The sequence below is a fragment of the Burkholderia sp. AcTa6-5 genome (assembly GCF_017815075.1).
GTDB classification, from domain to species: Bacteria; Pseudomonadota; Gammaproteobacteria; order Burkholderiales; family Burkholderiaceae; genus Burkholderia; species Burkholderia sola.
The window spans coordinates 92846-102352 of sequence record NZ_JAGIQE010000026.1 but is presented as its reverse complement, the minus strand read 5'-3'; the positions used below and the strand labels follow the sequence as shown (position 1 = coordinate 102352).

At 66.3% G+C, this 9507-nt stretch carries 5 protein-coding genes; 2 read left to right on the top strand and 3 right to left on the bottom strand.

Features of this window, described 5'->3' with window-relative positions; all coding sequences use genetic code 11:
• Positions 1-157: 157 nt before the first annotated feature.
• Positions 158-826: a M35 family metallo-endopeptidase gene (locus tag J8I33_RS28170; RefSeq protein ID WP_209939521.1), complete on the top strand. Its 669-nt coding sequence runs from the start codon at positions 158-160 to the stop codon at positions 824-826.
• Positions 819-1229, top strand: coding sequence for a hypothetical protein (locus J8I33_RS28165; RefSeq protein ID WP_209939520.1), 411 nt, complete (start codon positions 819-821; stop codon positions 1227-1229). The genes J8I33_RS28170 and J8I33_RS28165 overlap by 8 nt, the downstream gene beginning before the upstream one ends.
• Positions 1230-1432: 203 nt before the next feature.
• Here the strand turns inward: J8I33_RS28165 and J8I33_RS28160 are convergent, their stop codons facing one another.
• From J8I33_RS28160 to J8I33_RS28150, 3 genes are all read right to left on the bottom strand, one after another.
• Positions 1433-2572: a branched-chain amino acid ABC transporter substrate-binding protein gene (locus tag J8I33_RS28160; protein WP_050015844.1), complete on the bottom strand. Its 1140-nt coding sequence runs from the start codon at positions 2570-2572 to the stop codon at positions 1433-1435.
• 84 nt (positions 2573-2656) lie between these two features.
• Positions 2657-6589: a trifunctional transcriptional regulator/proline dehydrogenase/L-glutamate gamma-semialdehyde dehydrogenase gene (gene putA / locus J8I33_RS28155; RefSeq protein WP_209939519.1), complete on the bottom strand. Its 3933-nt coding sequence runs from the start codon at positions 6587-6589 to the stop codon at positions 2657-2659.
• A 377-nt stretch (positions 6590-6966) separates the two neighbouring features.
• A complete protein-coding gene (locus tag J8I33_RS28150) occupies positions 6967-9228 on the bottom strand; it encodes a primosomal protein N' (RefSeq protein ID WP_209939518.1) in 2262 nt (753 codons plus the stop codon).
• Between the last annotated feature and the right edge of the window lie 279 nt (positions 9229-9507).

The following is a 9507-nucleotide window of genomic DNA, read 5'->3' as shown; positions in this document are numbered from 1 at the left end:
GATGGCTCCCGCCGTCCGCTCGCGAACATCCGCTACCGAATCGTTACCGACACCGGCCAGATTTTCACGGGCACCACGGATACGGCCGGGCAAACACATCGGATCGCCACCGACGTCTTGGCAACTCTGAAAATCTATACGATGGAACATTGAAGCAATGAAAAATTTTGATGTAAACGACGGCGGAGAATGGTTCCTAGTACATTCAGGTGCAGTCACCAATACCAATCCTGGGTCGATGGTGGAGGTAACAATCAATACCGAAAGAATATGTCACAACATGACAAACAAGGAATTCCGTGAAATGGTATTGATTAAGCGCGATCGATCCGTTTCTCTTGTCGAAAAAAGAATCGAAGATTTGCAGCGCTGGTCCCACGCTGACAAGGCACGTGTATTACAGTGGTTCGGCAGAGCCGATGAGAGCACCCGCATAGCGCTATTAGCAGGTCTAGCCGCAATCGCTCGCGTACTAAAGTCACTCACAGGCTACAATTTCACGCGATGGGATAGCGAGCGATTCAAACACATTGGATGCGTTCCAAATCCAAACAAATCGGGAGTTGCAGCATCAGTTTGCTCACCGGACACTGCAACTCATACGATTGCAATACATCCCGATTTTTGCACAATGCGAGATTTCTCATGGGAAAAGGATTCCGTAGTTTCCACGCTGATTCATGAAGTGAGTCATTTCGACGATACAATGGGAACCAAGGATCACAGATATTTCATGGAGGAATGCTTGACGTTTGGAGCCGAAAATCCGAATCAAGCAATCAACAATGCCGACAGTATTGCAGGATACGTTATCTACAATGCTTAAGTTTATTCTTGGCATAAGCCTTCTCACCTCCAATCCGGTATTCGCATGCATCGCCAGCGAGAATTTCGACATCTACTTTTCGAGAGATAGCTCGCACATATCGAATTCCGAGATCGTCCGCATTGCAAAATGGGTAGTCGACCAAAAAATCAATTATGCAAATCACCTAACCAAAGAAACGACGCTGATCAGCGGCCATGCCGAGGAAAGCGAACCGGAAGCACCGGCCCTTGCGCAATCGAGATTGCAAACCGCGTATGCGCTGTTGGAGGAATTAGGTTTTTTACGCGGGACCATCAAGAAGAGCGCCCGCGTTTATTCGCATGGCGACGTGGACAATGGACGGCGTGTGGAAATTTCCTTCCTGCCCGACTGCCCTAACAAGTGCTGCGACGGCAAGTAACGTCATAATGCCGCCGGCCACAGCGATGCGGTATCGACGTACGCATGCGGCGCCCCCGCTGCACCGTGGCCTGCAAGATTCCTATGCCCTACCGGCCGTGGCTCACCAAAGAAAAAGCCACCCGGCCCAACGGCCCGGTGGCTTTTTCGCATGAATCGCGGGACGACGCATCGCGCCGCCGCCCGCTCTCCACATCAGGCTGCTTACTTCCCGCCGATGCTCTTCAGCGGCTTCCAGTCGCCCTTCTCGACCTTGTACATCGTGATGCCGCCGTTCTTCAGGTCGCCCTTCGCGTCGTACGCGACGTGCGTCGACGTGACGCCGGCCATGTCGGTCTTCGCGAGCACCGGCAGGTACTTCGCCGGATCGGTCGAATCGGCCTTCTTCATCGCGTTCAGCATCGCCATCGCGCCGTCGTACGCGTACGGCGAGTACGTCTGCACGTCTTCGCCGAAGCGCTTCTTGTACTTGTCGGCGTAAGCCTTGCCGCCCGGCATTTCTTCCAGCGGGAGGCCGGCCAGCGATGCGATCGTGCCTTCGGCCGCGTTGCCCGCGATCTTCAGGAACGTCGGCGTCTTCACCATTTCGCCGCTCATCAGCGGAGCGGTGATGCCGAGCGCCTTCATCTGCTTGACCATCGGCGCAGCCTGCGAATCCGCGCCGCCGTAGTAGACGAGGTCCGGCTTCGCCGCCTTCAGCTTCGTCAGAATCGCCTTGAAGTCGACAGCCTTGTCGTTCGTGAATTCACGGTCGACGATCGTCGCGCCGCCGGCCTTCGCGGCCTTCTCAAACTGGTCGGCGAGACCCTGGCCGTAGGCCGTGCGGTCGTCGACGATCGCGATCTTCTTCATGCCGAGATCCTTCGACGCGAACGTGCCGGCCACCGAGCCCTGCTGCGTGTCGGACGTCATCATGCGGAAGGTCGTCTTGTAACCCTGCTGCGTGTATTCCGGCGCCGTCGCCATCGCGATTTCCGGAATGCCCGCGTTCGCGTAGATGCGCGAAGCCGGAATCGTCGTGCCCGAGTTGAAGTGGCCGAGCATGCCCTTGATGCCGTCGTCGACCAGCTTCTGGGCGACCGTCGTACCCGTGCGCGGGTCGGCCTGGTCGTCCTGCGTGTCGAGCACGAACTTCACGGCCTTGCCGCCGATCTTCGGGTTCGTCGCGTTGAAGTCTTCCAGCGCGAGCACGATCCCGTTCTGCATATCCTTGCCGTAGTGCGCCTGCGCGCCCGTCATCGGCCCTGCGTAACCAATCTTCACGTCGTCCGCATGGGCCGTCCCCGCCAGCGACATGACCGCGACGAACGTCGCGCCTGCCACTTTTTTCATCGTGTGTTGCATAGCATCTCCTTGGTACCAGGGTAAATGGAGCGGCTTCGGGATCGCCTGGCCGCTTCCTTTGTTTGATCCGAACGGCAAGGATGATCAGCCGATCGTCATCAAATTCGCATTGCCGCCCGCCGCGGCCGTATTCACGCTCACCGAGCGCTCCGTCAGCAACCGCTCGAGCGCGTAGTCTTCCGCGTCGCCGTTCTCGAACGCGCCCGCCGACACGCCCTGCACCGATACGATCGGCCCCGGGCGCTGCGCGACGTCCTTCACGAGCGTCTGCAGCTCGTCGCTGTCGCCTTCGAACAGCACCGCGTCGAACGGCGCGTCGGCCTGCTTGCGCACGGCCGCGTGCGCCTTCAGCGACGCCGGCAGCGCGGCGACCAGCGCCTCGCCCGCCGCGCCGGCGAACAACGCGCGGTTGCCGGTCGCCAGCACCGCCGCGAACTGCGCGCGCGCGCCGCCCGGCGTGGCCGCGACACACAGCACCGTGCCGCGCGGGCCGAGTGTATACGTGTTTCGCTCGCCCGTCGGGCCGGTCAGCACCGCGGTTGCGCCGGCCGGCACCTGTGCGAGGTAACCGTCGCAGCGTGCGGCGAGCGCCGGCTCGCGCTGCTCGATCAGCCAGTCGCGCAGCGCGGTGAGCGCTGCCGCCGGATTGCCGCGCGCGTCGCCATCGGCCGCGCCGTCCGCGATCAGCGACTCCGCGAGCGAACGCGGCAGCCCCGACGGACGCGTCGCGAGCAGGCGCTGCAGGTACAGCGCGCCGCCGGCCTTCGGCCCCGTACCCGACAGCCCTTCGCCGCCGAACGGCTGCACGCCGACCACCGCGCCGATCACGTTGCGGTTCACGTAGATGTTGCCCACGTGCGCATTCGAGATCACGTGCGCGATCGTCTCGTCGATCCGCGTGTGGATGCCGAGCGTCAGCCCGTAGCCGGTCGCGCGGATCTGCTCGAGCAGCTTGTCGAGCTGGCTGCGGCGGTAGCGCACCACGTGCAGCACGGGGCCGAACACTTCACGCTTCAGCTCGTCGATACTGCCGATCTCGATCAGCGTCGGCGGCACGAACGTGCCGTGCGCGCACGCGTCCGGCATCGGCAGCTGCGTGACCGCATGGCCCTTGTCCTTCATCGCCGCGACATGCGTGTCGATCGTCTGCTTCGCTTCGCCGTCGATCACCGGGCCGACGTCGGTCGACAGCCGGTCCGGGTTGCCGAGCGCGAGCTCGTGCATCGCGCCCTTGAGCATCGTCAGCGTGCGGTCCGCGACGTCGTCCTGCAGACACAGAACGCGCAGCGCCGAACACCGTTGACCGGCCGAGTCGAACGACGACTGCATCACGTCCGCGACCACTTGCTCCGCGAGCGCCGACGAGTCGACGATCATCGCGTTCTGGCCGCCCGTTTCGGCGATCAGCGGAATCGGCTTGCCGTCCGGGTCGAGGCGCGCGGCGAGCGTCTTGTTGATCAGGCGCGCGACTTCGGTCGAGCCCGTGAACATCACCGCACGCGTGCGCGGATCGGCGACCAGCGCCGCGCCGACGGTCTCGCCCGTGCCCGGCAGCAGCTGCACCGCGCCGGCCGGCACGCCGGCCTCGCGCAGCAGGCGCACGGCCTGGGCGGCGATCAGCGGCGTCTGTTCGGCCGGCTTCGCGAGCACCGTGTTGCCGGCGGCGAGCGCCGCGGCCACCTGGCCCATGAAGATCGCGAGCGGGAAGTTCCACGGGCTGATACAGACGACGGGGCCGAGCGGACGGTGCGTGTCGTTCGAGAATTCGCCGCGGATCTGCGCCGCGTAGTAACGCAGGAAGTCGACCGCTTCGCGGATCTCGGCGATCGCGTTCGGCAGCGACTTGCCGGCTTCGCGCACGATCAGGCCCATCAGCGTGTGCATCTGCGCTTCGAGCAGATCGGCCGCGCGCACCAGGCAATCGGCGCGCGCATCGACCGGCGTGGCCTGCCAGATCGGCGCGGCGGCCACCGCGTGCGCGAGCGCCGCGCTCACGTGTTCGGACGTCGCTTCGCTGACCGTGCCGACCAGGTCGCGCTGGTCGGCCGGGTTGCGCACGTCGCGCGCCGGCGCGTCGGCGAGCGCGTCGTCGGCGAGCATCGGCGCCGCGCGCCACGGGTGGTGCGCGCTCGCGAGCAGCGCGGACGACAGCGACGCGAGACGGTGTTCGTTCGACAGGTCGAGGCCCATCGAGTTGGGACGCTCGTCGCCGTACAGGTGGCGCGGCAGCGGGATCTTTGCGTGCGGCGCGCCGAGCGGCACGATCTTCGACGCTTCGTCGACCGGATCGGCGACCAGCTCCTTCACCGACACGGTTTTATCGGCGATGCGGTTCACGAACGACGTGTTCGCGCCGTTTTCCAGCAGACGGCGCACGAGGTAGGCGAGCAGCGTCTCGTGCGTGCCGACCGGTGCATACACGCGGCACGGACGATTCAGCTTGTCGCGGCCCGTGACTTCCTCGTACAGCGGCTCGCCCATCCCGTGCAGACACTGGAATTCGTACTGGCCCGGGTAGTAGTTCTGGCCCGCGAGCTGGTAGATCGCGGCCAGCGTGTACGCGTTGTGCGTCGCGAACTGCGGATACACGGCGTCCGGCGCCGCGAGCAGCTTCTTCGCGCATGCGAGGTACGACACGTCGGTGTAGATCTTGCGCGTGTAGACCGGATAGCCTTCGAGGCCGTCGACCTGAGCACGCTTGATCTCGGTATCCCAGTACGCACCCTTCACAAGGCGGATCATCAGGCGGTGACGGCTGCGGCGCGCGAGATCGATCAGGTAGTCGATCACGAACGGGCAGCGCTTCTGGTAACCCTGCACGACGAAGCCGATGCCGTTCCAGCCCGCGAGATCCGGATCGAAGCACAGCGCCTCGAGCAGGTCGAGCGACAGCTCGAGGCGGTCGGCTTCTTCCGCGTCGATGTTCAGGCCGATGTCGTAGCGACGCGCGAGCAGCGCCAGCGCGCGCACGCGCGGCAGCAGCTCGCTCATCGTGCGGTCCTGCTGCGAGCGCGAGTAGCGCGCATGCAGCGCCGACAGCTTGATCGAGATGCCCGGGCCTTCGTAGATGCCGCGGCCGCCGGCCGCCTTGCCGATCGCGTGGATCGCCTGTTCGTACGACGCGTAGTAGCGCTGCGCGTCCTCTTCGGTCGTCGCCGCTTCGCCGAGCATGTCGTACGAATAGCGGAAGCCGCGCGCTTCGTACTTGCGGCTGTTCGCGAGCGCCTCGGAAATCGTTTCGCCGGTGACGAACTGCTCGCCCATCAGGCGCATCGCCATGTCGACGCCCTTGCGGATCAGCGGCTCGCCGCCGCGGCCGATCAGGCGCGTGAGTGCCGACGACAGCCCCGCTTCGCTGTTGGTCGTCACGAGCTTGCCGGTGATCATCAGCCCCCAGGTCGCCGCGTTCACGAACAGCGACGGCGCGTGGCCGACGTGCGAGCGCCAGTCGCCCTTGCTGATCTTGTCGCGGATCAGCGCGTCGCGCGTCGCGCGATCGGGAATGCGCAGCAGCGCTTCGGCGAGGCACATCAGCGCGACGCCTTCCTGGCTCGACAGCGAGAACTCGTGGATCAGCCCTTCGACGCCGCCGCCCGAGCTCTTCTCGCGCAGCGCCTCGACCAGCTTCGTCGCGAGCGCCTGCACGTCCGCCTGCAGGTTCGCGGGCAGGCGCGCCTGGCCGAGCAGGAACGGCACGCACTCCGGTTCCGGCCGGCGGTACGCAGCCGTGATCGCCGCGCGCAGCACCGATTGCGGCTGCACGTTCTGCGCGAACTCGAGGAACGGATGCGGCGAGTTGTCGTCGTCGCCGTCCGCGGCCTGACCGTCGGCGAGCTCCGTCACGCCGCTGTGGCCCGACAGCTCGGGCGGCAACTGGCCGTGCTCGATCCGCTCGAGATACGCGAAGATCGCCTGCTTGATCAGCCAGTGGGGAGTGCGCTCGAGACGCGCTGCCGCATCTTTCAGGCGCGAGCGGAGAAGGTCGTCGACTTTGACGCCGAGAGTCGTGCTTGCCATGGTGGGTTCGTGCGCCGGTGCGAGCCCGGCAGTATGGTGTAAGAGGATGCGCGAAATCCTACGGCACGCAATAAAAAGGTGCAACCAAATTGAGAGAGAGGTTGCACCCATAAGTTAGTCAATATAATCAGCTACTTATGAGGTTGCAACCTAGGGGTTGCCCGTGGTCGGGGGCTCGGTGTTTTCCCTGATCGGGGCGATTCGGTACGCGTGTGCAACCTTCGGCATACGCGGAAGCAGTCGAAAACGGGTTGCACTGGGTGGTGTGACGCGGTGGGGTGCGGGCGCCGGGCGCGAGACGGGAGACGATTCGGGCGCGCGGCGGCCCGGGCTTCCCGTGTCAGGCAACGCCCCGCGCGACAGCCGCGCGGTGCCGCTCAGATATCCAGCGGATCGACCTCGACGCTCCACCGCAGCACGCCCTTCAGCGCGCGCAACTCCGGCAACCATGCGCGCAGCGCATGCTGCAGCGCCGCCCGCGATGCGCTTTCGAGGAGCAACTGCGCGCGGTGAACGTTGGCGACCTTCACGATCGTCATCGGCACCGCGTCGTACACGGTCACGCGTTCGGCGCCCGGCAGCCCCGGCAACGCGGCCGCGGCCTGCAGCAGGAACGCGAGCGCCGCGTCGAGCGTACGCCCTTCGGCGCGCAGCAACGCCTGGTAGACGAACGGCGGCAGGTGCGCGTCGCGACGCTCGCCGAGCTGCGAATTCGCGAAGCCGACGTAATCCTGCCGGCCGAGCGCGTGGTACAGCGCGTGACGCGGGTAGCGCGTCTGCACCATCACCTCGCCCGGCAGCCCGGCCCGCCCCGCGCGGCCGCTCACCTGCATCAGCTGCGCGAACAGCCGCTCGCTCGCGCGGAAGTCGTGCGAAAACAGCGCGGTATCGGCATTGAGCACGCCGACGAGCGACACGCGCTGGAAGTCGTGCCCCTTCGCGATCATCTGCGTGCCGACCAGGATGTCGACCTCGCCCGCGTGCACGTCGGAAAAAAGCGCCTGCGCGCTGCCCTTGCGGCGCGTGCTGTCCGCGTCGATCCGCAGGATCCGCGCGCCCGGCACGGCCTCGGCGAGCGCCTCCTCGATGCGCTGCGTGCCGCGCCCGAGCGGCGCGATGTCGACGTTCCCGCACTCGGGACACGACCGCGGAATCCGCGCTTCCCAGCCGCAGTGATGGCAGCGCAGCGCATGCTCGGGCTTGTGCAGCACGACGTACGCGCTGCAGCGCGGGCAACCGGCCACCCAGCCGCATGCGTCGCACGCGAGCTGCGGCGCATAACCGCGCCGGTTCAGGAACACGAGGCTCTGTTCGCCGCGTTCGAGCCGCGCCTTCAGCGCTGCGACGAGCGGCCCCGACAGCCCGCCCATCGACGCGCGCCCGCGCCGCCGCTCCTCTTCGAGATCGATCAGCCGCACGGTCGGCAGCGTCGCGTCGGCCACCGCGCGGCGCGACAGCGTGAGCCGCGTGTAGCGCCCCTGCTCGGCCTGCCACCAGCTTTCGAGCGACGGCGTGGCCGAGCCGAGCACGATAGTGATGCCGAGCTGCTTCGCGCGCCACACCGCCAGGTCACGCGCCGAATAGCGCAATCCTTCCTGCTGCTTGTACGCGGGCTCGTGCTCCTCGTCGACGACGATCAGCGCGAGCGTCGGCATCGACGCGAGCACCGCGAGCCGCGTGCCGAGCACGATCCGCGCGCGGCCCGTGTGCGCGGCGAGCCAGTTGCGCGCCCGCTCGCCTTCGGCAAGCCCGCTGTGCAGCGTGACGATCGCATCGTCGGCGAGCGCGCCCGCGAAGCGCGCGCGAAACGCGGCCTCGAACTGCGGCGTCAGGTTGATTTCCGGCACGAGCACGAGCGCCTGCGCGTCCGGCCGCGCGTCGAGCAGCGACGCGAGCGCATGCAGATAGACCTCGGTCTTGCCGCTGCCCGTCACGCCGTGCAGCAGGAACGGCGCGAAGCCCTGCGCCGCGCGGATCGCGTCGAGCGCTTCGGCCTGCTGGTCGGTCAACGCCGGCGGCACAGCGCGTCCACTGCTTGTCGACAGGTTATCCACAGGGTTGGCCACAGGCGCATCGGCCCAGCCGATCTCTTCGACGTCGACCCAGCCGCGTGCCGCCCAGTCGTCGAGCGTCGCGACAGCCTTCGGATGCAGCGCACGCGCGTCGGGCAGCGTCAACGAACCGGTATCGGCCAGCGCCTGCGCGAGCCGGCGCAGCGCGGCGCCGCGCGCGGGCAATGCGTCGGGCAGCGCCGCGCGGCCGGCTTCGGTCGGCCGGTAGCGCACTTCGGGCGCGAGCAACCGCCCCCAGCGCCCGGCGTCGCGCAGCGCCTGCGGCAGCGCCGGTAACGCGACTTCGCCGCGCCCGCGCTGATAGTAGTCGGCGGCGAACGATACGAGCGCGAGCCAGTCCGCCGACAGCGGCCGCAGCTCCGTGCAGATCGCATCGACCGCGCGCAGCCGCGTCGGCGGTACCTCGGTGTGAGTGGTGACTTCGCAGACAAGCCCGACGGCCTGCCGCTTGCCGAACGGCACCTGCACGAGCGTGCCGGGCACGGGCACCGGCTGCGCGTCGCAGCGGTAGTCGAACAGGGTCGCGAGCGGATGGTCGAGCGCCACGCGCAGGTAGGTGCCGCTCATCCGCGCGCTCCGGCAGCGGCGGGACGCAGCATACGGACGGCCGGCATCCGCGTCCGCATCGCGGCGGCGAACTTAAAGTAAAACGTCAGATTCGGCGCTAAGTTTTGGATTCGCATTAGGAATCGCCGTATACCCTGCCCAGCCTGTGGATAACTTTGTTGAGAACTCGCCGCTCAATGGCCGCAACGCGCGCCGGGCCGTGCTTTCCGCTGTTTTTCGCCGCTTCCGGCGGTGCCCCGCGAAGCCTTATTCCATAAGGCTGCTATTCAAATTACCCAA